The organism is Pantoea sp. XAF26B01_ASV70 (assembly GCF_054512635.1).
The window spans coordinates 162143-188127 of sequence record NZ_CM137251.1; the positions used below are offsets into that span (position 1 = coordinate 162143).

The 25985-nt window shown below is 56.2% G+C and carries 21 protein-coding genes; 9 read left to right on the top strand and 12 right to left on the bottom strand.

What is annotated here, in order from left to right; genetic code table 11:
* Nucleotides 1–145: 145 nt before the first annotated feature.
* Nucleotides 146–1339, top strand: a complete 1194-nt coding sequence (gene emrD, locus ACX8ZY_RS00775; protein ID WP_022624918.1) for a multidrug efflux MFS transporter EmrD — start codon at nucleotides 146–148, stop codon at nucleotides 1337–1339.
* Here emrD and glpX read toward each other — a convergent pair.
* The 3 genes from glpX to ACX8ZY_RS00790 form a co-directional block, all read right to left on the bottom strand.
* Nucleotides 1329–2339 carry a class II fructose-bisphosphatase gene (glpX, locus tag ACX8ZY_RS00780; protein WP_022624919.1) on the bottom strand — a complete coding sequence of 337 codons (1011 nt, stop codon included), beginning with the start codon at nucleotides 2337–2339 and terminating at the stop codon, nucleotides 1329–1331. The genes emrD and glpX overlap by 11 nt on opposite strands.
* Nucleotides 2340–2435: 96 nt before the next feature.
* Nucleotides 2436–3947, bottom strand: coding sequence for a glycerol kinase GlpK (glpK, locus tag ACX8ZY_RS00785; protein ID WP_010672072.1), 1512 nt, complete (start codon nucleotides 3945–3947; stop codon nucleotides 2436–2438).
* 30 nt (nucleotides 3948–3977) lie between these two features.
* A complete protein-coding gene (locus ACX8ZY_RS00790) occupies nucleotides 3978–4832 on the bottom strand; it encodes an MIP/aquaporin family protein (RefSeq protein WP_010258182.1) in 855 nt (284 codons plus the stop codon).
* A gap of 405 nt (nucleotides 4833–5237) precedes the next feature.
* Here ACX8ZY_RS00790 and zapB point away from each other — a divergent pair, with 405 nt between their 5' ends.
* Nucleotides 5238–5477 carry a cell division protein ZapB gene (zapB, locus tag ACX8ZY_RS00795; RefSeq protein ID WP_003851242.1) on the top strand — a complete coding sequence of 80 codons (240 nt, stop codon included), beginning with the start codon at nucleotides 5238–5240 and terminating at the stop codon, nucleotides 5475–5477.
* Nucleotides 5478–5530: 53 nt separating this feature from the next.
* On the opposite strand, the gene rraA is transcribed toward zapB, so the two are convergent.
* The 6 genes from rraA to priA form a co-directional block, all read right to left on the bottom strand.
* Entirely contained in the window at nucleotides 5531–6016 is a 486-nt protein-coding gene (gene rraA / locus ACX8ZY_RS00800; protein ID WP_009088032.1) for a ribonuclease E activity regulator RraA, read from the bottom strand.
* A 158-nt stretch (nucleotides 6017–6174) separates the two neighbouring features.
* Entirely contained in the window at nucleotides 6175–7512 is a 1338-nt protein-coding gene (hslU, locus tag ACX8ZY_RS00805; RefSeq protein ID WP_010258177.1) for an HslU--HslV peptidase ATPase subunit, read from the bottom strand.
* A 10-nt stretch (nucleotides 7513–7522) separates the two neighbouring features.
* Nucleotides 7523–8053: an ATP-dependent protease subunit HslV gene (gene hslV / locus ACX8ZY_RS00810; protein WP_010258174.1), complete on the bottom strand. Its 531-nt coding sequence runs from the start codon at nucleotides 8051–8053 to the stop codon at nucleotides 7523–7525.
* Nucleotides 8054–8141: 88 nt separating this feature from the next.
* Nucleotides 8142–9143 carry a cell division protein FtsN gene (gene ftsN / locus ACX8ZY_RS00815; RefSeq protein WP_425021213.1) on the bottom strand — a complete coding sequence of 334 codons (1002 nt, stop codon included), beginning with the start codon at nucleotides 9141–9143 and terminating at the stop codon, nucleotides 8142–8144.
* 152 nt (nucleotides 9144–9295) lie between these two features.
* Nucleotides 9296–10333, bottom strand: a complete 1038-nt coding sequence (cytR, locus tag ACX8ZY_RS00820; protein WP_187506081.1) for a DNA-binding transcriptional regulator CytR — start codon at nucleotides 10331–10333, stop codon at nucleotides 9296–9298.
* Nucleotides 10334–10497: 164 nt separating this feature from the next.
* Nucleotides 10498–12693, bottom strand: coding sequence for a primosomal protein N' (gene priA, locus ACX8ZY_RS00825; protein ID WP_010258167.1), 2196 nt, complete (start codon nucleotides 12691–12693; stop codon nucleotides 10498–10500).
* Between the two features lie 225 nt (nucleotides 12694–12918).
* On the opposite strand from priA, the gene rpmE reads away from it, so the two are divergent.
* Nucleotides 12919–13134 carry a 50S ribosomal protein L31 gene (gene rpmE, locus ACX8ZY_RS00830; protein ID WP_003851227.1) on the top strand — a complete coding sequence of 72 codons (216 nt, stop codon included), beginning with the start codon at nucleotides 12919–12921 and terminating at the stop codon, nucleotides 13132–13134.
* A 79-nt stretch (nucleotides 13135–13213) separates the two neighbouring features.
* On the opposite strand, the gene metJ is transcribed toward rpmE, so the two are convergent.
* Nucleotides 13214–13531: a met regulon transcriptional regulator MetJ gene (metJ, locus tag ACX8ZY_RS00835; RefSeq protein WP_009088019.1), complete on the bottom strand. Its 318-nt coding sequence runs from the start codon at nucleotides 13529–13531 to the stop codon at nucleotides 13214–13216.
* Between the two features lie 273 nt (nucleotides 13532–13804).
* On the opposite strand from metJ, the gene metB reads away from it, so the two are divergent.
* The 3 genes from metB to metF all read left to right on the top strand — a co-directional run bounded on the left by metB (nucleotide 13805) and on the right by metF (nucleotide 18505).
* Nucleotides 13805–14965, top strand: a complete 1161-nt coding sequence (gene metB / locus ACX8ZY_RS00840) for a cystathionine gamma-synthase (protein ID WP_022624922.1) — start codon at nucleotides 13805–13807, stop codon at nucleotides 14963–14965.
* A gap of 2 nt (nucleotides 14966–14967) precedes the next feature.
* Complete coding sequence (locus ACX8ZY_RS00845; RefSeq protein WP_010672066.1) at nucleotides 14968–17403, top strand: bifunctional aspartate kinase/homoserine dehydrogenase II; 2436 nt, start codon at nucleotides 14968–14970, stop codon at nucleotides 17401–17403.
* A gap of 202 nt (nucleotides 17404–17605) precedes the next feature.
* Nucleotides 17606–18505 carry a methylenetetrahydrofolate reductase gene (metF, locus tag ACX8ZY_RS00850; protein WP_010258148.1) on the top strand — a complete coding sequence of 300 codons (900 nt, stop codon included), beginning with the start codon at nucleotides 17606–17608 and terminating at the stop codon, nucleotides 18503–18505.
* A gap of 67 nt (nucleotides 18506–18572) precedes the next feature.
* Here the strand turns inward: metF and ppc are convergent, their stop codons facing one another.
* The gene (gene ppc, locus ACX8ZY_RS00855) at nucleotides 18573–21224 is read right to left on the bottom strand and encodes a phosphoenolpyruvate carboxylase (protein ID WP_022624923.1); all 2652 of its coding nucleotides are present in this window, start codon (nucleotides 21222–21224) and stop codon (nucleotides 18573–18575) included.
* Between the two features lie 353 nt (nucleotides 21225–21577).
* Nucleotides 21578–22726 (bottom strand): acetylornithine deacetylase, encoded by a 1149-nt coding sequence (gene argE / locus ACX8ZY_RS00860; RefSeq protein WP_158131291.1) that lies wholly within the window; start codon nucleotides 22724–22726, stop codon nucleotides 21578–21580.
* 167 nt (nucleotides 22727–22893) lie between these two features.
* Between argE and argC the strand changes: the two genes are divergently transcribed.
* Genes argC through ACX8ZY_RS00875 form a run of 3 tightly spaced genes read left to right on the top strand, consistent with a single transcriptional unit; the run spans nucleotide 22894 to nucleotide 25931 of the window.
* The gene (argC, locus tag ACX8ZY_RS00865) at nucleotides 22894–23898 is read left to right on the top strand and encodes an N-acetyl-gamma-glutamyl-phosphate reductase (protein WP_010672063.1); all 1005 of its coding nucleotides are present in this window, start codon (nucleotides 22894–22896) and stop codon (nucleotides 23896–23898) included.
* 14 nt (nucleotides 23899–23912) lie between these two features.
* Nucleotides 23913–24689 (top strand): acetylglutamate kinase, encoded by a 777-nt coding sequence (gene argB, locus ACX8ZY_RS00870; RefSeq protein WP_122889931.1) that lies wholly within the window; start codon nucleotides 23913–23915, stop codon nucleotides 24687–24689.
* Nucleotides 24690–24713: 24 nt separating this feature from the next.
* Entirely contained in the window at nucleotides 24714–25931 is a 1218-nt protein-coding gene (locus ACX8ZY_RS00875) for an argininosuccinate synthase (RefSeq protein ID WP_022624925.1), read from the top strand.
* Nucleotides 25932–25985 lie beyond the last annotated feature (54 nt).

A 25985-nucleotide genomic window follows, 5' to 3' on the forward strand; every position in this document is an offset into this window, starting at 1 on the left:
ATAAACTTGACAGGCGCAAGCCGGGACCTTTTCGCTTACCTCTCGCTTTGTCATCTAATCCTGATATTTTGCCCGCCATAACAAGATGACTGGCGGGTGAACCGCTGTTTTAACCTCCTTTCACAGAAAGAAATTTTGCATAATCATGATGACTAAACTCGAAAATCGCCCGCTGCTGGTGATGCTCATTGTGCTGGTGGCAGTAGGGCAGATGGCACAGACTATCTACGTCCCGGCGATGTCGGTGATGGCGGATGCTCTGAATGTGCGGGATGGCGCGCTGCAGCGTGTGATGGCGGCCTATCTGATGACCTATGGCGGATCCCAGCTGATCTATGGCCCGCTGTCAGACAGCATCGGTCGTCGTCCGGTGATCCTGGCGGGCATGATGATCTTTATGATCGGCGCAATTACGGCACTGATGGCGACGTCGCTCGATATGCTGGTGTTCGGCAGCGCTGTTCAGGGACTGGGCACCGGCGTAGCTGGCGTGATGGCCCGCACCATGCCGCGCGATCTCTACGAGGGGCACGCACTGCGGCGCGCTAACAGCCTGCTTAATATGGGCATTCTGGTCAGCCCGCTGCTGGCGCCAGTAATTGGTGCACTGCTGACTCAGCTCTTTGGCTGGCACGCCTGCTTTGCCTTTCTGCTGCTGCTCTGTCTGGCGGTAACCGTCTCAATGGCACGCTGGCTACCGGAGACCCGACCGCAGAGCGCGGAAGTGACACCTTTCTTTAAACGCTACGCCCGCCTGCTCAGCGACGCGAATTTCGTTCGCTACATTGTGCTGCTGATTGGCGCGCTGGCCGGGATTGCGGTATTTGAGTCGAGCTGTGGCGTTCTGCTGGGCGGCGTGCTCGGCCTGCACAGCCTGACCGTCAGCATCCTGTTCATCCTGCCGATTCCGGCAGCGTTTTTTGGTGCCTGGTTTGCAGGTCGCGAGCAGGGTTCATGGCACAGTCTGATGTGGTGGGGCGTAAATAGCTGCCTGCTGGCGGGCATCCTGATGTGGATCCCGGCGTGGTTCGGCGTGATGAATATCTGGACGCTGCTGGTTCCGGCTGCGCTGTTCTTCTTTGGGGCTGGCATGCTGTTCCCGCTGGCGACTTCAGGCGCGATGGAGCCTTATGCCTGGCTGGCGGGTAGCGCGGGCGCGCTGATTGGCGGGATGCAGAACCTGGGATCGGGCCTGGTGGCGTGGCTGTCAGCCATGATGCCGCAGCGCGATCAGTTCAGCCTTGGCATGCTGATGTTCTTCACTGCGCTGGTGATGCTGCTCTGCTGGTTGCCGCTCTCACGTCAGCCGGAGCGCGGCAACCAGCCGGTTACAGGATAAAGGGATGGAGCGCCGGATCTTTACGGTCGAGATAGTGAATCGACTGAATACGGCGGATGGTGCGTGATTTACCGCGAATCAGCAGGGTCTCGCTGGTGGCGATATTGCCCTGACGCGTAATGCCTTTCAGTAGTTCGCCACTGGTAATGCCGGTGGCGGCAAACACCACGTTGTCATTGCGTGCCATCTCATTCAGCGTCAGCTTTTTGCCCGCTTCAATCCCCATCTCTGCGCAGCGCTGCAGCTCCTGCTCACCCAGCAGACGGTTTTCAGCGCTGTCGCCTTTCACGTGGTGACGCGCCAGTAACCGGCCCTGCATATCCCCATCCAGCGCGCGGATCACCGCCGCAGAGACCACGCCTTCCGGTGCGCCGCCGATGCCATACATCACATCCACTTCGCTGTCCGGCATGCAGGTCAGAATGGAGGCGGCGACATCGCCATCCGGGAAGGTAAACACCCGCACGCCCAGTTGCTGCAACTGACTGATCACTGCGTCATGACGTGGCTTTGCCAGAATCGATACGGTTAGCTGTGATAGCGGCTTATTCATCGCGATGGCGATATTACGCAGGTTGGTCTCCAGCGGCAGGTCGAGATCGATCTCTCCACGCGCAGCGGGGCCAACAATCAGTTTTTCCATGTACATGTCGGGTGCGTGCAGAAAGCTGCCCTTATCGCCTACGGCCATCACCGCCAGCGCATTAGCCTGGCCAAGCGCCGTCATGCGGGTGCCTTCAATCGGATCGACCGCAATGTCGACCGCATCGCCGCGGCCGGTACCGACTTTTTCACCGATATAGAGCATCGGAGCTTCGTCGATTTCGCCTTCACCGATCACAATCTGACCGTCGATTTCAATGGAGTTCAGGACATGACGCATGGCATGGACAGCCGCACCGTCAGCCGCATTTTTGTCGCCGCGTCCTAACCAGTGATAGCCTGCCAGGGCGGCAGCTTCGGTTACGCGGGAAAATTCAATGGCAAGTTCTCGTTTCATGGCATCTACCTGACAAAAAACAGGCAGGCAGTGTAACACAGCGGGGCATTGGGGCGGGGAAAAGGCCCGCGACAGCAACGGTCGCGGGCATTGATATTACTCTTGTTCTTCCCACGCCTGGGCGCGGGCTACGGCTTTTTTCCAGCCAGCATAACGGAAGTTACGCTCGGTGGTTTCCAGGCTTGGACGGAATTCACGCTCAATAACTGCTTTAGAGCGGACTTCATCCAGATCCTGCCAGAAGCCGACGGCCAGACCTGCCAGATAAGCAGAACCCAGCGCGGTGACTTCACGCACTTCCGGACGCTCAACACGGGTGCCGAGGATGTCTGACTGGAACTGCATCAGGAAGTTGTTGGAAACCGCGCCACCATCGACACGCAGCGCCTGCAGGCGGGTGTTGGCATCGTTCTGCATCGCTTCCAGCACGTCGCGCGTCTGATAAGCGATAGACTCCAGCGTCGCACGGATGATGTGGTTAGCATTAGCACCACGGGTCAGGCCGAAGATAGCACCACGGGCATACGGGTCCCAGTAAGGGGCGCCCAGACCGGTGAAAGCAGGCACCATGTAAACGCCGTTGGTGTCTTTCACCTTCATCGCAAAGTATTCAGAGTCAGCAGCTTCACTGATTAGCTTCATCTCATCGCGCAGCCACTGAATAGAGGCGCCACCGATAAACACAGCCCCTTCCAGTGCGTAGTTCACTTCACCGCGCGGGCCACAGGCGATAGTGGTCAGCAGGCCGTGCGTTGAGGTTACCGCTTCAGTACCGGTGTTCATCAGCATAAAGCAGCCGGTGCCGTAGGTGTTTTTCGCCATGCCAGGCTGAACACAGAGCTGGCCATACAGCGCAGCCTGCTGGTCACCGGCAATACCAGCGATTGGAATACGTGTACCGCCTTTACCGCCGATGTTGGTCTGACCATAGACTTCAGAAGAGGACTTCACTTCTGGCAGCATTTCACGCGGGATATCCAGGATATCCAGCATACGCTGATCCCACTCCAGCTTATGGATGTTAAACATCATGGTACGGGAGGCGTTGGTATAGTCGGTGATATGCACGCGGCCCTGGGTCATTTTCCAGACCAGCCAGGTATCAACGGTACCAAACAGCAGCTCGCCACGTTTTGCACGCTCACGAGAGCCTTCAACGTGATCCAGGATCCACTTCACTTTGGTTCCGGAGAAGTAAGGGTTAATCACCAGACCGGTGGTGTGCTGGATATACTCTTCCAGACCCTCTTTCTTCAGTTTGTGACAGTAGTCGGCGGTGCGGGGATCCTGCCAGACGATGGCGTTGTAGATCGGCTTGCCGGTCTCTTTTTCCCAGACGATAGCGGTTTCGCGCTGGTTGGTGATACCGATTGCCGCAATCTCATCAGAGCGGATGTCGGCATGGGCCAGCACTTCAACCAGCGTTGAGCTTTGTGAAGCCCAGATATCCATTGGATCATGTTCAACCCAGCCCGCTTTCGGGTAGATCTGGGTGAATTCGCGCTGTGATACCGCGACGATATTAGAGTCGTGGTCGAGAACGACGGCACGGGAGCTGGTTGTGCCCTGATCGAGCGCGACAATATATTTTTTATCTGTGGTAGTCATAAATTCTGTCCTGATGATAAAAGGTGAAACTTACGCTTTACGCTGCTGAGCGCGTGCAACCGGTTTGTCTGCTGGAACGCTTGCAGGTTCCTGGGCGGTACCTGGCAGGTAGCGACCAATCAGTGTGCGATAACCTACTGCACCCAGGCAGGCACCGACCAGCGGGCCAAAAATCGGCACGAGGAAGTAAGGGATGTCACGACCACCCGTAAAGGCAACGTTACCCCAGCCTGCCAGCCATGCGAAGATCTTCGGTCCGAAATCACGAGCCGGGTTAAGGGCGAAGCCGGTCAGAGGACCCATTGAGCCACCGATAACCGCAACCAGCAGGCCAATCAGCAGTGGAGCCAGTGGGCCACGTGGAATGCCGTTGCCGTCATCCGTCAGACCCATAATGACCGCCATTAATACTGCAGTGATGACCATCTCAACCAGGAAGGCCTGGCCGACACCGATATGTGGATTAGGGTAGGTTGAGAAGATGCCTGCCAGGTCGAGACTTTCAACCGTGCCGCGCACCATCTGGTGGCTCTGCTCATAATCAAAAAACAGGCTGTAGTAGAGACCGTATACCAGCGCCGCGGCACAGAAGGCACCGGCAATCTGCGATACGATATAAGGCAGAACTTTACGTCCTTCAAAATTAGCAAACAGGCAGAGTGCAACGGTAATTGCCGGGTTCAGGTGCGCGCCCGAAATGCCTGCGGTGAGGTAGGCGGCCATGGAAACGCCAAGACCCCAGATGATGCAGATCTCCCACTGACCGAAGGCGGCACCGGCGAGTTTCAGTGCAGCCACACAGCCTGCGCCAAAGAAAATAATCAAGCCTGTCCCCAGAAATTCGGCAATACACTGACCTTTGAGCGTGTTAGTTGTCTGACTCATAATAGTGGTTCCTGAAGCGAGGTTAAATTTTATCAGTTTTTGTTCTCATTCCATGAGGCACCCAGCTTTAATGTAGGGCTGGTGTGAATTTATCGTTAACGAACATAAACGAGAAATAGCGAAATCGTTTTTTGTGTACTGCGTCATAAAAATGCGCGTTTTCGCGTATTCTGGCTTTCCTTAGCCAATATTCGCGCCTGATGACGGGGATAACGCACCCGTACCAGAAAGCCGTCGCAGTCAGCACAGCGTAAATTCAGGGATTGGCTGAAAAGTGTTACAGACTACGCCCGCAGCGGCCGCGTTGCTGGACTTGCGGGGTGAGGCTACATACAATCGGGACAACGTTGCTGGCTTAAGCTGGCATCATCAACGCCTTGCAGGAATTTAGGAGAGGTCAGAAAGATGTCATTTGAAGTGTTTGAGAAACTGGAAGCGAAAGTACAGCAGGCGATTGATACCATCACCCTGTTGCAGATGGAAATCGAAGAGCTGAAAGAGCAGAACAACTCACTGCGTAACGATGCGCAACAAGTCGCGGGCAACCACGATGCGCTGATGCGTGAAAATCAGCACCTGAAAGAAGAGCAACACGTATGGCAGGAACGTCTGCGTGCATTGCTGGGAAAAATGGAAGAGGTTTGAAGCCTCAGCTGATGTGAAAAACGGGTGCTCAGGCACCCGTTTTCATGTCTGGCCTATTCGAGGTCCAGCGCATCCTCTGACAGAATGATACCGGTGTTGTCTGCATAGAGATGGTCGCCGGAGAAGAAGGTGACGCCGCCGAAATTAACGCGCACATCGCTTTCGCCAATCCCTTCACCCGCAGCGCCTGCCGGAATCGCGGCAATCGCCTGAATGCCAATCTCCAGCTCTTCCAGCTCATCAACCTGGCGTACCGAACCGTAAATCACCAGACCTTCCCACTCGTTGGTTGCCGCCAGACGTGCCAGCTGCGCATCCACCAGTGCACGGCGCACTGAGCCGCCGCCATCAATCACCAGTACCCGACCCCGGCCATTCTCTTCCAGCAGATCGTAGAGTAAGCCGTTGTCTTCAAAGCATTTCACTGTGGTAATCTGACCACCGAATGAAGTGCGCCCACCAAAATTTGAAAAAAGCGGTTCAACAACATTCACTTCTTCATGGTAGATATCGCAGAGTTCAGATGTATCGTATTTCATAAGGGTTTCGTCTGTTTGCCACAGGAAGGGTAAGTATATCGCTATATGCAGATTGTTGGCAAAATCATCAGTATGAAAAAAGCATCGTTCGATCAAGAACATGCATAAAAAAGCCCAGCCGGGTGGGCTGGGCTTCTGAAAAGCGCTGAATCAGTGGATCAGAGAATGAAGCGGCTAAGGTCTTCGTCAGCCACCAGTTCATCCAGATGTTTACCGACATAGTCAGCATCGATGGTAACGGATTCACCATGACGATCGCTGGCGTCATACGAAATATCTTCCATCAGACGCTCCAGCACAGTGTGCAGACGGCGCGCACCGATGTTTTCGGTGGTTTCGTTGACCTGCCATGCGGCTTCAGCAATCCGGCGAATACCCTCTTCGGTGAACTCAATGTTCACGCCCTCGGTATTCATCAGGGCTTTGTACTGCACGGTAATCGAGGCATTCGGCTCGGTCAGGATGCGCTGGAAATCGTTCACGGTCAGCGCCTGCAGCTCAACACGGATGGGCAGACGACCCTGCAGTTCCGGGATCAGATCGGATGGGCTGGCAACCTGGAACGCGCCTGAGGCGATAAACAGAATGTGGTCCGTTTTCACCATACCATGCTTGGTGGAGACGGTGCAGCCTTCCACCAGCGGCAGCAGGTCGCGCTGAACGCCTTCGCGTGAGACATCCGGGCCGCCGGCATTCTGGCCGCCGCGCTTACAGATTTTGTCGATCTCATCGATAAACACGATACCGTGCTGCTCAACGGCATCAATCGCGTCCTGCTTAAGCTCTTCCGGGTTAACCAGTTTGGCCGCTTCTTCTTCGATCAGCAGCTTCATCGCTTCTTTGATCTTCAGCTTGCGGGCTTTCTGCTTCTGGCCGCCGAGGTTCTGGAACATCGACTGCAGCTGGCTGGTCATCTCTTCCATGCCCGGAGGGGCCATGATTTCGACGCCAGGGCTGCTGGCGGCCAGGTCGATCTCAATCTCTTTATCGTCCAGCTGGCCTTCGCGCAGCTTCTTGCGGAACGACTGGCGTGCTGCAGAGGGTTCAGCGCTCTGCTCTGACTGGCCCCAGTTGTTTTTTGCTGGTGGAATCAGCACATCAAGAATGCGCTCTTCCGCCATCTCTTCGGCACGATATTTGTTCTTTTCAATCGCCTGACTGCGCACCATCTTAATGGCCGAATCGGTCAGGTCACGAATGATAGAGTCCACTTCCTTACCGACATAACCGACTTCGGTAAATTTGGTCGCCTCTACTTTGATAAACGGCGCATTGGCCAGCTTAGCCAGACGACGCGCGATCTCGGTTTTACCGACACCGGTCGGACCGATCATCAGGATATTTTTAGGGGTCACTTCATGGCGCAGCTCTTCGTCGAGCTGCATGCGGCGCCAGCGGTTACGCAGTGCAATAGCCACGGCGCGCTTAGCGCTCTCCTGGCCGATGATAAAGCGGTTCAGTTCGCTGACGATTTCGCGAGGAGTCATCTCAGACATATTTATACCCTTACGACTTAGACGTTAATTCTTCGAAATTAACGTTGTGGTTAGTGTAGATGCAGATATCACCCGCGATATTCAGCGACTTTTCGACGATGTCGCGTGCGCCCATCTCGGTATTCTCCAGCAGCGCACGTGCCGCTGCCTGGGCGAAAGGCCCACCGGAGCCGATGGCGATCAGATCGTTTTCAGGCTGGATGACGTCACCGTTACCGCTGATGATCAGTGAAGCTGATTCATCCGCGACGGCCAGTAAGGCTTCAAGGCGACGCAGCATACGGTCAGTACGCCAGTCTTTGGCGAGTTCCACCGCAGCTTTCACCAGATGGCCCTGATGCATTTCCAGTTTACGTTCGAAAAGTTCAAACAGGGTGAAGGCGTCTGCGGTGCCGCCAGCAAATCCGGCAATCACTTTATCGTTGTATAAACGACGCACTTTTTTAACGTTGCCTTTCATCACGGTATTGCCGAGCGTAGCCTGGCCATCACCGCCAATCACTACCTGGCCGTTGCGTCGTACACTTACTATTGTTGTCACGGGCAGACCCCTTGTTGCAGTCGGAAAAGGACTCCGCGCACCGGGCGCGGAGTATCATGCAACAGATATGGGGCGGCTTTGACGGGTTTCAACCCCCGACGGAGAGCGGAATACAGCTGGAGTGTCCGGAACTGCGCAGGCGCTTCAGAGTGCTGTCAGCGGAGGCGCGGTCTTTATAAGGACCGATAACCACACGATTCCAGCCGCCACCGGTGGTAATACGGCTTTCAAATCCTTCAAAGGCTAAGCCTGCGCGCACCGATTCAGCCTGGTCAGTGCCTTTAAACGAACCACACTGCACCATCCAGCGCTGCGAAGAGGCTTTCTCCGCCGGTTTCGCTTTCGCGGTCTCCTGCGGTTTTGGCTGCACTTCCGGTTCACGCGTAACAGGTGCAGGCTGCGTCTGGCGCTGTACGTTTTGCTGCTGCTGCTGCTGCTGCTGCTGCTGCTGACGTTGCTGTAATTGCTGCTGTTGCTGGCGCTGTTGTTGTTGCTGCAACTGCTGCTGGCGTTGCTGTTGCTGCTGAGCCTGCAACTGCTGACGTTGCTGCTGAACCTGTTGCTGCTGCTGTTGTTGCTGAACCTGCTGCTGCTGACGTTGCAGTTGTTGCAACTGCTGCTGATGCTGCAGTGTCTGCTGACGTTGCGCCGGCGTCTGTTCGTTCCACGGCACTTCGTTGAGCTGCGTCGGCTGCTGACGCATATCCGCCTGCATCTGCTCCAGCAACTGGCGCTGCTCGTCGGTCAGCTGTGTCTGCGACTTCACTTCGCCACCCGAAGAGGGTTCGATAGGTGTCGGCACAGTGACCTGACGGTTCTCCAGCTCTTTAATATATTTCCAGCGCTCTTCTGGCTTCGGCGGCAGGCCATTGCCGTTGGCTTTATGATCCGTAATGACCGGCACGTCCTCTTTTTTGTGATGCGCCAGGAACCATAAACCACCGGCAAAGGTCACCAACACTGCGACCGCCAGTACAATCATCAATTTAGATGTTCCCGAACCGCCTTTGCTCTTCTTGCCACGGCTGGGGCTTTTTTTGCGACGCGTCCCTGTTGAACGCCCGCGGCCTACGTAATCTTTTTGTGCCACTCTCGTTCTTATACCCTTCAAAAATAGTGCCAGATGGGCGAAATGATGATTTTTACGCGCCCGGCAAGGAGTCCGCCATGTTACTTAAGGGTCGGAACTTTGACCAGCAGTGTTCGCCTTAAGAATCTACTGAAAAAATCAGACAAATACGCTTATTTTTCACGCTTTTTTGCTCGCGCCGTGCTGCCACGAATGGTTAAACCGGCATCCAGCAGCCGCGATCCGCTAATGACCCGTTTGCCATTTAACTCATCCAGTAGCAGAAGCATCGCTTCCCGGCCTATCTGGTAACGTGGCTGCGTGACCGTGGTCAGCGGCGGCTCGCAGTAACGTGATAGCTCAATGTCATCGAATCCGACCACAGAGAGATCCTCCGGTATCCGCAGTCCGCAGCGCCGGGCCTGATTCATCGCCCCAAGTGCCATAATATCGCTGTGGCAGAAGAGCGCGCGCGGCGGTTGCGGCAGGGTCATCAGCTGATTCATGGCGGCAACGCCCGCTTCAAATGTGAAGTCACCGCGCACAATATAGGTGGGATCGACCGTCAGCCCGCTGCGACGCATCGCCTGGACATACCCCTGCAAACGATACTGGCAGAGCGGCATCTCTTCCGGCCCGGCGATACAGGCGATATGTTTGTGACCCAACTGCAGTAAATGATTTACCGCTTCAAATGCGGCGGTCAGGTTATCGATGTGGACAGTGGGCAGTGACATTTCCGGCGCAAACTCATTCGCCATTACCATAGGCGGCAAGTTGCGTTGCTCATCAATGCTGGCATCAAAAGGCAACTTTGAGCCGAGCAGCACCATGCCATCGATCTGTCGCGTCACCATCAGGTTGAGAAAAGTTCTCTCCTGCTGATTCTGATGCGCGCAGTCACCAATCAGCACCAGATAGCCCTCTTCGGCTGCCGTAACTTCAACGCCTCGGATGATTTCACTAAAGAAGGGGTCGCAGATGTCAGGGACAATGACCAGGATGGTACGCGTCTCATTACGACGGGCGTTGCGCGTGGGGCCATGTGCCGTGTAGCCGACGGCGGCAACCGCCTGCTCGACTTTCTGGCGGGTGGCCGCAGAAACCTTCTCCGGATTCATCAGCGCACGCGATACGGTGGCGGTTGAGACGCCCGCATGTTCCGCAACATCTTTCATCGTGGCGGCGGGCGGTTGTTGATTCTGCTCCAACACATGCTCCTGACGCGTTATGGCGCGTTCAATTCTGTTTCTGCCTGACCTGAAGGCAAACCGGGCAACATTGTTAACGATTGCCCGGCTGGTTGTTACTTAATTTGCATAAAAATTGTGACTTATGCGACATTTTTCGATCTGGCTCGCAGTGTCAGCTTAAATCAGCTCTCGGTAGGGTCGATATCCAGCGTCCATTTCACTTTGCGCGCCGCGGGCAGGGTTGAAACCAACGGCAACGAACTGCTCAGCAACTGTTGCAGACGCTGCCGGGAGGGATGCTGCAGCAGCAGTTGCCAGCGCCAGCGTCCACTGCGTTTTGGCTGCAGTGCAGGCAACGGACCCATAAACCACATCGCCTTATCGTTCAGCGGGCTTGCCTCCAGCAAATTACGGAGTTGTTGCAGGAATTCCGCTGCCTGCTGGTTATCCATATCTTCAGCGCGGAACAGCGCATGGCGGCTCCAGGGCGGCAGATGGACTGCCTGTCGCTCCAGCAAGGCCTGCTGGGCGAACGCCGAATAGCCCTGGTGCAACAGCGTCTGCAGCAGCGGATGTTCCGGATGGTGAGTCTGCAGCAACACCTCGCCCTGTTTGCCGGCACGGCCAGCACGACCGGCGACCTGGGTGTAGAGCTGAGCAAAGCGTTCCGCCGCACGAAAATCGGCTGAGAACAGCGCACCATCGACATCCAGCAGCGACACCAGCGTAACATCGGGGAAGTGGTGGCCTTTGGCCAGCATCTGGGTGCCGACAAGGATTCGTGCACCGCCGCGATGAACGTCAGCCAGATGCTGCTCCAGCGCACCTTTGCGGCTGGTGGTATCACGATCGATTCGCGACACCGGCACGCCAGGGAAAAGTGTGCCGAGCTGCTGCTCCAGCTGCTCAGTCCCGACGCCTACCGGTAGCAAATGGGTTGAACCACACTGCGGGCATTGGTTAGGCAGCGGACGCTGGCTGTCGCAATGGTGGCAGCGTAGCTGGCGATGGTGCTGATGCAGCGTGTAGTAGCGGTCACAGCGGGTACACTCAGCAATCCAGCCGCAATCATGACAGAGCAGGGCGGGCGAAAAGCCGCGGCGGTTAAGAAACAGCAGCACCTGATTATCGGCCTGCAGATGCTGGCGCATTTTACCAATCAGGCCCGGTGCCAGACCGCCGATCAACTGCACGCCTTTTAAGTCGATAAGCTGTTGCAGTGCCGGTCTGGCATTGCCGGCGCGTTTTGTCAGGTCGAGCTGGCGATACTTGCCGCTGCGGACATTGTGCAGTGTCTCCAGAGCAGGGGTCGCCGATCCCATAACAATCGGGATATCCTCTTCATGTGCGCGGAAGACGGCCAGATCGCGCGCCTGATAGCGCCAGCCTTCCTGCTGTTTATAGGAGCTGTCATGCTCTTCATCGATAATAATTACGCCAGGACGGGCCAGCGGCGTAAACAGCGCCGATCGGGTGCCAATCACAATCGCCGTTTCGCCGCGCCGCGCACGTAACCAGACCGCCAGCCGCTCACTGTCATTTAATGCGGAGTGCAGCACATCAATGGGCGCATCAAAACGTTCGCGAAAACGGGCGATAGTTTGCGGGGTCAGGCCAATCTCCGGCACCAGCACCAGCGCCTGTTTACCGCGTGCCAGCACATTTTCCAGCACGCTGAGGTAAACCTCGGTTTTGCCTGAACCCGTGATGCCCGCCAGCAGCCAGGCTGCGTAATGTTCATCATCTGCCCGAATCGCACCTACGGCCATCGCCTGATCGGTATTCAGCCGCAGACGTTCGCCTTTTACGGCATAAGTGGTACGCCAGTCGTGCATCTGCGGCTGATGCTCATGCAGTTCGCATAACCCTTTAGCGCGCAGCGCCTGCAGCGTCGCATCCGTGAGGTCATGTTCACTGACCTGATGACGATAGAGCGGTTGCTGACGCAGTGCAGCCAGCGCCTGCTGCTGTTTCGGTGCCCGCTTTAAACTTTCCGGCGCAGTCGCCCGACCCTGCTCGGTGATTTCCCAGCGCCATAAGGGATTGTCCTGCGCCGCTTTGCCCTGACGCAGCAGTACCGGAATAGCATGGCTCAGTACCTCTCCCTGCGGCGAATGATAGTAACTGGCGGCCCAGTTAAGGATGCGCCACAGCGACGCTGGATAGAGAGATTCACTATCCAGTACCTCGATCACGCGCTTGAGTTGTGCTTCCGGCAGATCGCTGCTCTCACGAAAGGCGACCACAATCCCGATCATCCTGCGATTGCCAAAGGGCACACTCACGCGACCACCAATGACCGGCTGCGCGCCCTGTGGCGGCAGATAATCAAACAGGCGGGGCAAGGGGACGGGCAGGGCGACCTGGACTACGGGCATAACTCTCTCTTTCCGGCTCAATGATCGGGGAAGCTAGTGTACACGCTGACCCTGATGGCGGGTATCTCAGCAGATATTTGCAGCAATCGAAACTTACCTGTATAATATGCCGCCTTCGGTGAGAAATATCTGGCCGGAGTACACCCTATAATGTTCAATCGCGTGTGGTGCTGTGCAGGTTAAAGCCTGGCACGGAGAGCGACACGGCCTTCAATGAGGTTTCCCATGAAACAAGGTATTCACCCGAAATACGAAGCAGTTACTATCAAATGTACCTGCGGCAACGAGATCCACACCCGTTCAACACTGACTCACGAACTGAACCTGGACGTTTGTGGCAAATGCCACCCGTTCTATACCGGTAAGCAGCGTGAAGTGGCAACTGGTGGCCGTGTTGACCGCTTTAACAAGCGTTTCAGCGTGCCAGGCGCTAAAAAATAAGATTAAAAGGCACCTGAACCTGCGGGTTCGGCGGCAAGAAAAAACCCAGCTTCGGCTGGGTTTTTTTATGGCTGAAAGATCAATACTCCCAGGTATCCGGATCGACACCCATCTGGCGCATGATTGCTTTTGCTTCTTCCGGAATCTCATCACTACGCTCTTTGCGCAGGTCGACGTCATCCGGCAGCGGTTGGCCCGTAAAGGCATGTAAAAAGGCTTCGCAAAGCAGCTCGCTGTTGGTGGCGTGACGCAGGTTGTTCACCTGACGACGGGTACGCTCATCCGTTAAAATCTTCAGCACGCTCAATGGGATTGATACTGTGATCTTCTTGACCTGCTCGCTCTTCTTACCGTGCTCAGCGTACGGGCTGATATATTCGCCGTTCCATTCAGCCATGGGTTACCTTAATTAATAAACGTTAAATGTTAGGAAATCAGCGGATTATGCCTGATTTTTTCCTGCCTGACCCCTGATATGGCGGGTTTTCTTCGCTCACTGCCTCTGTCTGACAGAGGGGAACGCCAGGCGATGACGCATAATTTTAGCGGTTATTGCGGTTTTGCTCAATCTATACGCAAAGACATTTAGATGTCCAGATGTATTGACGTCTAATTAGAGGGTGATATCCTGTGGCCTACATTTTATTCACTCTTCAGGAACAATTCGCTCATGACGCGTAAACCGGCAACCATCGCAGTGCGCAGCGGTTTGAATGATGACGAGCAATATGGCTGCGTTGTCCCGCCAATCCACCTCTCTACCACCTATAACTTCCTGGATTTCAATGAGCCTCGTGCGCATGACTACTCCCGTCGTGGCAACCCCACTCGTGATGTCGTACAGCGTACGCTGGCAGAACTGGAAGGGGGAGCGGGCGCGGTATTAACCAATACCGGGATGTCGGCGATTCACCTGGTCACGACGGTGTTTCTGAAGCCTGGCGATCTGCTGGTCGCGCCACATGACTGTTATGGCGGTAGCTATCGGCTGTTTGACAGCCTGAGCAAGCGCGGCGCCTATCGGGTGAAATTTGTCGATCAGGGTGATCCGGTAGCGCTGCAGGCCGCTCTGGATGAAAACCCAAAACTGGTGCTGATTGAAAGCCCCAGCAATCCGCTGCTGCGCGTGGTAGATATCAGCGCGATTTGCGCCGCTGCGCGTGCTGCGGGTGCCATCAGCGTGGTGGACAACACCTTTATGAGTCCGGCGCTGCAGAATCCTCTGGCGCTGGGTGCGGACCTGGTGATCCACTCCTGTACCAAATACCTTAATGGCCACTCCGATGTCGTGGCGGGCGCGGTCATCGCCAAAGATCCGCAACTCGCTACCGACCTGGCCTGGTGGGCAAATAACATTGGTGTGACCGGTGCAGCGTTTGACAGTTATCTGCTGCTGCGCGGGATTCGTACGCTTTCACCGCGGATTGCAGCCGCACAACGCAACGCACTCGCGATTGTAGAGTATCTAAAGCAGCAGAAACTGGTGAAAAAGTTGTATCATCCTTCGCTGCCGGAAAACGCCGGACACGAACATGCCGTACGTCAGCAGCGCGGCTTTGGCGCCATGCTGAGTTTCGAGGTCGACGGTGATGAGGCGCTGCTGCGTCGCTTCCTGAAAGCACTGCAGCTATTTACGCTGGCGGAATCGCTGGGCGGAGTAGAGAGTCTGATCTCCCATACCGCCACCATGACGCACGCGGGGATGTCGGCAGAAGCACGCGCGGCAGCGGGCATTTCCGATACGCTGCTACGGGTTTCTGTCGGTATTGAAGATCACGAAGATTTAATTGCCGATCTGGATAATGCATTCCGGGTCGCAGCCGAGGGTTAAGCATGACGATTTCAGCAGGCGCGGGAACGCCGAACATCAGGCAGTTGCATAAGTTTGGCGGCAGCAGCCTGGCCGATGCGCGCTGCTATCAGCGCGTTGCCGGTATTATGGCGGACTACAGCCAGCCGGGCGACCTGATGGTGGTCTCTGCGGCAGGCTCAACTACCAACCAGCTGATTAGCTGGCTGAAGCTGAGCCAGAGCGATCGGCTCTCTGCGCATCAGGTGCAACAGGCTTTACGGCGCTACCAGAGCGAACTGATCAGTGCGCTGCTGCCTGCTGAGGTCGCAGAACCTTTAATCACCGCGTTTATCCGTGATCTGGAAAAGCTCGCCGCACTGCTGGATGCGCCGATCACCGATGCGGTCTATGCCGAAGTGGTCGGTCACGGTGAAGTCTGGTCGGCACGCCTGATGTCAGCGGTACTGAGCCAGCGTGACCTTCAGGCCTGCTGGCTGGATGCGCGTGAGTTTTTGCGCGCTGAACGTGCCGCACAACCGCAGGTAGATGAAGGGAAGTCCTGGCCACTGCTACAGACTCTACTGGCGCAACATCCGCACAAGCGCATTGTGGTGACCGGATTTATCAGCCGCAACGACGCCGGTGAAACCGTCCTGCTTGGCCGCAACGGCTCCGACTATTCTGCTACGCAGATTGGCGCACTGGCGGGTGTGGGGCGGGTGACCATCTGGAGCGATGTGGCGGGTGTCTACAGTGCCGATCCCCGCAAAGTCTCTGATGCCTGTCTGCTGCCGCTGTTAAGGCTGGATGAAGCCAGCGAGCTGGCGCGCCTGGCTGCACCGGTTCTCCACACCCGGACTCTGCAGCCGGTTTCAGGCAGCGATATCGACCTGCAACTGCGCTGCAGTTATCAGCCGGAGCAGGGCTCAACCCGCATTGAGCGCGTGCTGGCCTCCGGGACGGGCGCGCGTATCGTCACCAGCCATGATGATGTTTGCCTGATTGAGATTCAGCTGCCAGAGCAGCATGACTTCGCCATCCTGCACAAAGAGATCGACCTGTTGCTGAAGCGTGCGCAGCTGCGTCCGCTGGCGTTTGGCGTTCATCCCGATCGTCAACTGCTGCAGCTCTGTTACACCGCCGAAGTGGTAAACAGCGCCTTTACGCTGCTACAGGATGCCGGTTTACCGGGCCATCTGCAGTTGCGCGACGGCCTGGCGCTGGTGGCGCTGGTTGGCGCAGGCGTTACCCGCAATCCGCTGCATACCCATCGCTTCTGGCAGCAGTTAAAGGATCAGCCAATTGAATTCATCTGGCAGTCAGAAGAGCACATCAGCGTGGTCGCAGTGCTGCGCGTCGGCCCGACTCAGCATCTGATTCAGGGATTGCATCAGTCGCTGTTCCGGGCAGAAAAGCGCATCGGTCTGATGCTGTTTGGCAAAGGCAATATCGGTTCACGCTGGCTGGAGCTGTTTGCCCGCGATCAGGAAACGCTGTCAGCGCGTACCGGCTTTGAATTTGTGCTGGCGGGCGTCGCGGACAGCCGTCGCAGCCTGCTGAGCTATGACGGGCTGGAAGCCAGCCGGGCACTCGCCTTCTTTGATGATGAAGCGGTAGAGCGCGATGAAGAGTCGCTGTTCCTGTGGATGCGTGCTCACCCGTTTGATGACCTGGTGGTGCTGGATGTCACTGCCAGCACACCGCTGGCGCAGCAGTATCTCGACTTCGCCAGTCACGGTTTTCACGTTATCAGCGCCAATAAAGTCGCGGGAGCGTCTGACAGTCAGACCTGGCGCCAGATCCGCGATGCCTTTACCAAAACCGGACGTCACTGGCTCTATAACGCCACCGTTGGCGCAGGTTTGCCGATCAACTACACGGTGCGCGATCTGCGCGACAGCGGGGATACCATCCTGGCGATCAGCGGGATCTTCTCCGGCACGCTGTCGTGGCTGTTCCTGCAGTTTGATGGCACGGTGCCCTTTACCGAGCTGGTGGATCAGGCCTGGCAGCAGGGTTTAACCGAGCCCGACCCGCGCGCCGATCTCTCGGGTCAGGATGTGATGCGCAAGCTGGTTATCCTGGCGCGTGAGGCAGGCTACAACATCGAGCCGGATCAGGTGCGGGTGGAATCGCTGGTGCCCAGTAACTGTCAGCAGGGATCTGTCGACCACTTCTTTGAAAATGGCGAAGAGCTGAATGAGCAGATGCTGCAGCGGCTCGAAGCGGCGCAGGAGATGGACCTGGTGCTGCGTTACGTTGCCCGGTTTGATGCTAACGGCAAGGCGCGCGTGGGTGTTGAAGCGGTGCGTCCGGAACATCCGCTGGCCTCACTGCTGCCGTGCGACAACGTCTTTGCGATTGAGAGCCGCTGGTACCGCGATAATCCGCTGGTGATCCGCGGACCGGGCGCAGGCCGGGATGTCACCGCAGGCGCTATCCAGTCAGATATTAATCGCCTCGCACAACTGCTGTAACTCCTCCTCCTCAGGCGCTTCGGCGCCTGTTTTCAATGCGTTATCGCTCCCCTGTTGAATCGCCTTCATGTTGATTGAAAATTGATCACGACTGTTGACCATTTTTAAGTTGACGGCACAGTCAGATTACGTCATTTTGAACATCTGGACGTCTAAACGTGTAGATGTTCGCAGGCCGATTGTTAATCGATGAGGGTGCAGGATGAGTTTCTTTCATGCCAATCAGCGCGAAGCGCTAAACCAGAGCCTGGCTGAGCTGAACGGGCAAATTAATGTTTCATTTGAGTTCTTCCCGCCTCGTACCAGCGACATGGAAGAGACCCTGTGGACCTCTATCGATCGCCTGAGCAGTCTGAAACCGAAATTCGTTTCTGTGACCTACGGTGCGAACTCAGGTGAGCGTGATCGCACCCATAGCATTATCAAAGGCATTAAAGATCGCACCGGTCTGGAAGCCGCACCCCATCTGACCTGTGTCGATGCCACGCGCGATGAACTGCGCACCATCGCTCAGGATTACTGGAACAACGGCATCCGTCACATTGTGGCGCTGCGCGGCGATCTGCCTCCTGGCAGCGGTAAGCCAGAAATGTACGGCAGCGATCTGGTTTCGCTGCTGAAAGAGGTGGGTGATTTTGATATTTCGGTTGCGGCCTATCCGGAAGTCCATCCCGAAGCGAAAAGCGCCCAGGCCGATCTGATTAACCTGAAGCGAAAAATCGATGCAGGTGCCAACCGGGCTATTACCCAGTTTTTCTTCGACGTTGAAAGTTATCTGCGTTTCCGCGATCGCTGTGTCGCGACCGGCATTGACGTGGAAATTGTGCCGGGCATTCTGCCGGTCTCTAACTTTAAACAGCTGCAACGCTTTGCCACGCTGACCAATGTGCGTGTGCCGGGCTGGATGAGCGCGATGTTCGCCGGTCTGGATGATGATCCGGAAACGCGGAAAATGGTGGGAGCCAATATCGCGATGGATATGGTGAAAATCCTGTCACGCGAAGGGGTGAAGGATTTCCATTTCTACACGCTGAACCGTGCCGAAATGAGTTACGCCATTTGTCACACCCTGGGCGTGCGTCCTGCTGCTGCTGCGGCTTAACCGCTCTGCTTCAGCCAATAAAAAAGTCGGGAGAGTCCCGACTTTTTTTGTTTTTACTGCACCACCATTAACCGGTATTGCGCATGCCTGCCGCGACACCGGCAATGGTCACCATCAGCGCCTGCTCAACGCGGGCATCCGGTTCATCGCCATTCGCTTCCCGCGCGCGCGAACGATGCAGCAGTTCGGCCTGGAGTACGTTGAGCGGATCGGTATAGACGTTACGCAGTGCAATTGACTCGGCAATCCACGGCTGATCGGCCATCAGGTGTGAGTCATTGGCAATGGTCAGTACCGCTTTGATATCCGCATCAAGCTGATCGCGCAGCTGTTTGCCCAGCGGCCAGAGTGATTTCTCGACCAGACGCTGATCGTAATATTCCGCCAGCCACAGGTCCGCTTTTGAGAATACCATCTCCAGCATACCCAGACGGGTAGAGAAGAATGGCCAGTCGCGGCACATCGCTTCCAGCTGATCCTGATGACCGGCGGCCATCGCCTGTTGCAGGGCCGCACCGGCACCCAGCCACGCAGGCAGCATCAGACGGTTCTGCGTCCAGGCGAAAATCCATGGAATCGCACGCAGCGACTCTACGCCGCCGGTAGGTCGGCGCTTGGCGGGACGTGAGCCCAGCGGTAATTTACCCAGCTCCTGCTCTGGCGTCGCTGAGCGGAAATAGGGCACGAAGTCAGCATTTTCACGCACATAACCGCGATACATCGCACAGGAGTCGGCGGAGAGCTGATCCATAATGTCGCGCCATTCGCGTTTTGGCTCCGGCGGCGGCATCAGGTTCGCTTCCAGAATTGCGCCGGTGTAGAGCGACAGGCTGGCGATGGTGACGGCGGGTAAACCATATTTAAAGCGGATCATCTCGCCCTGTTCGGTCACGCGCAGACCGCCGCGCAGGCTGCCTGGTGGTTGCGACAGCAGCGCTGCATGGGCGGGTGCGCCGCCACGGCCAATGCTGCCGCCGCGTCCGTGGAACAGCGTCAGTGAAATCCCGGCCTTCTCACAGGTTTTAATCAGGGCATCCTGTGCCTGATATTGCGCCCAGCTGGCGGCCATCACACCGGCGTCTTTCGCCGAGTCAGAATAGCCAATCATCACCATCTGTTTGCCCTGAATTAAGCCGCGATACCAGTCGATGCTCAGCAGCTGGCTCATTACGTCATTGGCATTATTCAGGTCATCAAGCGTTTCAAACAGCGGTGCAACCGGCATGGCATAGCCGATGCCTGCTTCTTTCAGCAGCAGATGCACGGCCAGCACGTCAGAAGGGGTTTTCGCCATGGAGATAACATAGGCGGCGATAGAACCCTGTGGCGCTTCAGCCGCGACGCGACAAGTCTCCAGCACTTCACGCGTTTCATCGCTGGGTTCCCAGCTGCGAGGAAGCAGCGGACGCTTGGAGTTCAGTTCACGGATCAGGAAGGCCTGCTTGTCCGCTTCGGACCAGCTTTCATAATCGCCGAGGCCCAGATAGCGGGTCACTTCAGCAATCGCTTCGGTGTGACGGGTACTCTCCTGACGCAGATCGATACGCACCAGCGGCACGCCGAAACATTTCACGCGGCGCAGCGTATCAAGCAACTGACCGTTGGCGATAATGCCCATGCCGCACTTTTGCAGTGACTGATAGATGGTAAACAGCGGATCCCACAGCTGATCGTTGGAGACCAGCAGATCGGCCGGGCGCGGCAGACGTTCACCTTTCAGGCGGCGTTCCAGGAATGACTGGGTAGTCATTAACTGGCTGCGCAGGCGTTTCAGGATCATACGATAAGGTTCAAGTGCTTCCGGATCGCCGCTGAGTTCCCGGATCTCTTCAGTGCACTCTGACATCGACAACTCAGAGATCAGTACGCCGATATCGCGCAGGAACAGGTCAGTGGCTTTCCAGCGACTCAGCTGCATAACGTGGCGGGTAATCGCCGCCGTAACGTTAGGGTTACCGTCGCGGTCGCCACCCATCCATGAGGTGAACTGAACCGGCACGAAATCGACCGGCAGCTTAATGCCGAACGCCTCTTCTACCTGCTCGTTCAGCTCACGCAGGAAAGCGGGTACGCCTTCCCACAGGCTGTTTTCCACCACGGCAAAGCCCCATTTGGCTTCGTCGATAGGGGTCGGACGATATTTGCGGATCTCATCGGTGTGCCACGCCTGTGCCACCAGCTGACGCAGACGGCGCATAATCTGGTTGCGTTCGTAGTCGGAGACGTCGCTGTGATCGAGCTGTTTCAGGCAGCTGTTAACTTCGACCAGCTTGTGAATCAGCGTACGGCGGGTGATTTCAGTCGGGTGAGCCGTCAGCACCAGTTCCAGCGACAGCGACTCAATGGCCGCAAGGATGTCGCTTTCGCTGATATCTTTCTGCTGCTTCAGGGTATCAAAGGTCTTTTTCAGCAGTTCGGGATGGTTCTCACCCTCGCCACTTTGCGAGATGGTCTGATACTGCTCAGCCACGTTGGTGAGGTTCAGAAACTGGCTAAAAGCGCGTGCAACCGGCAGAAGCTCCTCGTTGGAGAGGTTCTGCAGCGTATTGAGCAGTTCTTTACGATGAGTGTCATTTCCTGCACGGGATGACTTGGAGAGCTTACGGATGGTTTCCACCTGGTCGAGGATGTTCTCTCCCAGTGCATCCTTAATCGTATCCCCGAGCAGTTTGCCGAGCATACTGACATTACTTCGCATTGCGGAATATTGTTCGTTCATTGGACCCTGACACCCTTATCGTCTTGAAAAACTTCTACACCCGACCTTTCAGGCAGCAGAAAAATCAGCAACGCCATGTTCCCCCTAATCTACAGGGAACCGGCTCCGTTGCCGCCTGTCCACATTCTGAAACGCTCTGGATAATCACCCGGTGGGCATAACATCGTCTTTTATCTAGCCACGTAATGTTGCGTTCGTCAAATGCGTTAAAGTGCGCTGAAGGTGTGGCTAAATAACGGAAATTCGTAGAATTTATCGGGAACAAAGCGGGATAAGTTATTCTTATTGCTAAATCCCGCAGAATGAAGGGGCATTTTACTGTTAATGCAGTGAAATGCCCCATTTGCTGTTAATCAGTGGCAAAAATGCTGCACAACCTGAGTGATAAGCGCCCTTGTCGGCTTAATAAATGCAGTATCAATAAATTCGTCTGGCTGATGTGCCTGCTCAATCGACCCCGGGCCCAGTACCAGCGTTGGGCAGAGCTGCTGAATAAAAGGCGCTTCGGTGCAGTAGTTCACCACCTCAGTGGGTATACCCAGCAATTTCTCGACCACACTAACCAGTTCATGATCTGCCGGACACTCGTAGCCAGGAATCGGCGGATGCAACTCGGCAACCGTGACACGGCCCGGCCAGCGCGCACTGACCGGTGCCAGCGCCTCGTTCAATAGCCCATCGAGATCGTTCAGCGACAGGCCCGGCAGCGGACGGATATCCATATGCAGTTCACAGCAGGCACAGATACGGTTAGCGGCGTCACCGCCATGAATATGGCCGAAGTTCATGGTGGGATAGGGGATGGCAAAGCCGTCATGGTGATAACGCTGCTGCAGCGTATTGCGCAGTTGCATCAGATGGGTGATCGACTCATGCATCAGTTCAATGGCGTTAACGCCTCGCGCGGGATCGCTGGAATGGCCCGATTTCCCCTCAATACGGATCACATTCGACAGGTGACCTTTGTGCGCACGCACCGGTTTAAGCGAGGTTGGTTCACCGATGATGGCGCAGTCAGGACGCAGCTGCGTCGACTCAGAAAAATATTTGGCGCCAGCCATGGTGGTCTCTTCATCGGCCGTAGCGAGGATATAGAGCGGCTTGCTCAGCGTGCTGACATCCACATCGCGCAGTGTATCGAGAATAAAGGCGAAGAAGCCTTTCATGTCTGCCGTGCCCAGGCCATAGAGCTTATTGTCGTGCTCGGTCAGGGTAAAGGGATCGCGTGTCCAGCGGCCATCGTCAAAAGGAACGGTATCGGTATGACCTGCTAGCAGCAGGCCGCCCGCACCGCTTCCGGTACGCGCCAGCATATTAAATTTATTGCGGGTGCCGGGCACCGGCTGCACTTCAACGCTGAAGCCGAGGTCGCGGAACCAGCCGGCCAGCAAATTGATTAAAGTTTCATTACTCTGATCCAGTGCGGCATCGGTTGCGCTGATCGACGGTGTGGCGATTAACTGGCGGTACAGTTCAATAAAAGGCGGTAATTTTGTCTTCACTGTTGGCGGTCCTTGGGTTAGGATGTATCCATATTCATGCAGTAATAGTGAATAAAAATACATTAACGTCCTCTGCAAGGGAACCTTAAATCACTGCAGATGACAGGGCGGGTAACGGGGCAAGGCCGCGACCCGGAACGTGCGACTGTAAAAAGGGTTACAGCCTGATGTTGAATACGCTGATCGTTGGTGCCAGTGGTTATGCTGGTACAGAGCTTGCCACCTTCCTGAATCGCCATCCACATATCAACATAACCGCTTTGGCGGTTTCGGCGCAAAGCCCTGATGCCGGCAAGCGCCTCTCCGATCTCCATCCGCAGCTGAAAGGTGTGGTGGATTTGCCGCTGCAGCCGCTGAGCAGCGCGGCCGAGTGGGCAGACAAGGTGGATGTGGTGTTCCTGGCGACGGCCCACGAAGTCAGCCACGATCTGGCGCCGGAATTTCTCAAGGCTGGCTGTGTGGTGTTCGACCTGTCGGGTGCGTTCCGCGTGAATGACGCTGATTTTTATACCCGCTTTTATGGCTTCACCCATCAGCATGGCGACTGGCTGGACAAAGCCGTTTACGGCCTTGCCGAATATCAGCATGAGAAAATCCAGCAGGCGCAGCTGGTGGCTGTGCCAGGTTGCTATCCGACCGCTGCGCAGCTGGCGCTGAAGCCCCTTGTGGATGCCGGACTGTTAAACGAGGCGCAGTGGCCGGTAATCAACGCCACCAGCGGCGTGAGCGGTGCCGGACGTAAAGCCAATGTCGGCACCAGCTTCTGCGAAGTGAGCCTGCAGCCTTACGGCCTGTTCAATCATCGTCATCACCCGGAAATCGTCGCGCACCTTGGTACGCCGGTGATCTTCACTCCGCATCTGGGTAACTTCCCGCGCGGTATCCTGGCGACGATTACCTGCCGTCTGAAAGCAGGTGTCAGCCGTGAAGATATCGCCGCAGTTTTCCATCGCGCCTATGACAACAAGCCACTGGTGCGGCTCTACGAGCAGGGCGTACCGGCGCTGAAAGCCGTTGTGGGTCTGCCTTACTGCGATATCGGTTTTGAAGTGCAGGGCGAGCATCTGATTGTCGTGGCAGCCGAAGATAATCTGCTGAAAGGCGCGGCATCGCAGGCGGTACAGTGCCTGAACATCCGGTTCGGCTTCCCTGAAACGCAGTCACTGATTTAACGGACAAATATACCATGACCAATCCATTGATTATCAAGCTGGGCGGTGTGTTGTTAGACAGCGAAGAAGCGCTGGCCCGCCTGTTTGAAGCGCTGCTGACCTACCGCAGCGCCCATCAGCGTCCGCTGATTATTGTCCACGGCGGCGGTTGCCTGGTGGATGAACTGATGAAAAAGCTGGCGCTGCCGGTGAAGAAGAAAAATGGCCTGCGTGTCACGCCAGCCGATCAGATCGACATTATTACCGGTGCGCTGGCGGGAACCGCGAATAAAACGCTGCTGGCCTGGGCAAAAAAATCGGGCATCAACGCGGTAGGCCTCTGCCTGGGCGATGCGGGCATCGTGAATGTCACACCGTTTGATGAAGAACTCGGCCACGTTGGCCACGCAATGCCGGGCGATCCGGCATTGCTGAACATCCTGCTGGCGGCCGGCTATATGCCGGTGGTGAGCTCAATTGGTATAACTGACAGCGGCGACCTGATGAACGTCAACGCTGACCAGGCGGCGACCGCACTGGCCTCGACGCTGGGCGCTGATCTGGTCCTGTTGTCAGACGTCAGTGGTATTCTCGACGGCAAAGGTCAGCGCATCGAAGAGATGACCGCCGACAAAGCTGAGCAGCTGATTACCCAGGGCATTATTACCGACGGCATGATTGTGAAAGTGCACGCTGCGCTTGATGCAGCGCGTACCCTGGGCCGCCCGGTGGATATTGCCAGCTGGCGTCACGCTGAGCGGCTGCCTGACCTGTTTAACGGCGTGTCGATTGGCACCCGGATTCTCGCTTAACGACTCTGATTCAAGGATTACGAAATGCAAACGCAAAACATCAAAAAAATCGTTCTGGCTTACTCCGGTGGTCTTGATACTTCGGCCATCATTCCATGGCTGAAAGAGAACTACGGCGGCTGTGAAGTCGTCGCTTTTGTCGCAGATATCGGTCAGGAGCGCGGCGATCTGGAAGGTGTAGAGAAGAAAGCCCTGCAGTCCGGCGCATCTGAATGCCACGTGGTTGACCTGCGTGAAGAGTTCATCAGCGACTATGTCTATCCGGTGCTGCAGACTGGCGCCCTCTATGAAGGCACTTATCTGCTGGGCACTTCAATGGCACGTCCTATCATCGCTAAAGCACAGGTTGAGCTGGCGCTGAAAGTGGGTGCGGATGCGCTGTGTCACGGCGCTACCGGTAAAGGGAATGACCAGGTGCGTTTCGAAACCACCTACACCGCGCTGGCACCGCAGCTGAAAGTGGTGGCACCGTGGCGTGAATGGAACCTGCGTTCACGTGAAGCGCTGCTGGACTACCTGAAAGAGCGCAACATTCCGACCACCGCGTCACTGGAGAAAATCTACAGCCGCGACGAAAACGCCTGGCACATCTCTACCGAAGGTGGCGTGCTGGAAAGCCCGGCCAATGCACCGAATAAAGATTGCTGGGTCTGGACTGTCGATCCGCTTGAAGCGCCTGACCAGCCTGAAGAAGTGACTGTAACCGTTGAAAAAGGTCGGGTCGTGGCGGTTAACGGCGAAAAACTGAGTCCGTTCCAGTGCCTGGAAAAACTTAACGTGCTGGGCGCAAAACATGGCGTCGGCCGTATTGATATCGTTGAAAACCGTCTGGTAGGGATTAAATCCCGCGGCTGCTACGAAACCCCTGGCGGCACCATCATGGTCAATGCGCTGCGTGCGGTTGAGCAGCTGGTGCTGGATCGCGATAGCTTCAAATGGCGTGAGCAGCTCGGCCACGAGATGTCCTATGTGGTTTATGACGGCCGCTGGTTCGCCCCGCTGCGTAAGTCGATTCAGGCCGCTGCCGAATCGCTGGCGGAAGAGGTTAACGGTGAAGTGGTGCTGCAGCTCTACAAAGGCCAGGCGACAGCCACCCAGAAGCGTTCCGCGAACAGCCTCTACTCGGAAGAGTTCGCCACCTTCGGTGAAGATGAAGTGTACGATCACCGTCATGCGGGCGGCTTTATCCGTCTGTTCTCGCTCTCTTCGCGTATCCGCGCCCTGAACGAGCAGAAGAAGTAATTTTCAGGCGAGGTGCGCCTCGCCTCACAGTTTCATTTCAGGGGCGGCATTTAT